This window comes from Exiguobacterium sp. HSB13, from assembly GCF_056764755.1.
In genome coordinates, this window is record NZ_JBUZOM010000030.1 from 1 (window position 1) to 474 (window position 474).

At 47.0% G+C, this 474-nt stretch carries 2 protein-coding genes; both read left to right on the forward strand.

What is annotated here, in order from left to right; genetic code table 11:
- The coding region (locus tag ACZGCQ_RS16880) for a MobC family plasmid mobilization relaxosome protein (RefSeq protein WP_481266886.1) at positions 1-252 on the forward strand (252 nt) is incomplete at its 5' end.
- Positions 219-474 (forward strand): relaxase/mobilization nuclease domain-containing protein (locus ACZGCQ_RS16885; protein ID WP_481266887.1); only part of this gene is annotated, 256 nt, incomplete at its 3' end. The genes ACZGCQ_RS16880 and ACZGCQ_RS16885, both read left to right, overlap by 34 nt.

Consider the following 474-nt stretch of genomic DNA (forward strand, 5'->3'; position numbering starts at 1 on the left):
GCAGAAAGCTTTCAAATGAGTGTGCCAGCTTATGTCAAAAAGCAGACACAAGGATCGAGAATGCGGCCACCGAAGATTGATCGAGAGGGTGCATTTGAGATTGCTCGTCAATTGCGTGCGATTGGGAACAACGTAAATCAGATGACCAAACATGCAAATGAGGACAAATCAGTACCGAAAGAAGAACTGGAAAACATACAGAAGGAGTTGAATCAGATATGGCAACAATTCAACTCGGCAATACAAAAGTAGCCAACAAACTCATTTCATACGCTGAGAAACGGGCAGAAGAACGATCAGGAGTCGATTGTCCACCGGAGTATGCCAAGTCTCAGATGAAGGCGACGAGAGAATTATGGGGCAAACCGGACGGGATTCAAGCCCACCATGTCATTCAGTCCTTTAAGCCGGGGGGAGTGACAGCCAAACAATCGAACGAGATGTGGCAAGAACTCGCTCGAGCCACCTCCAAAA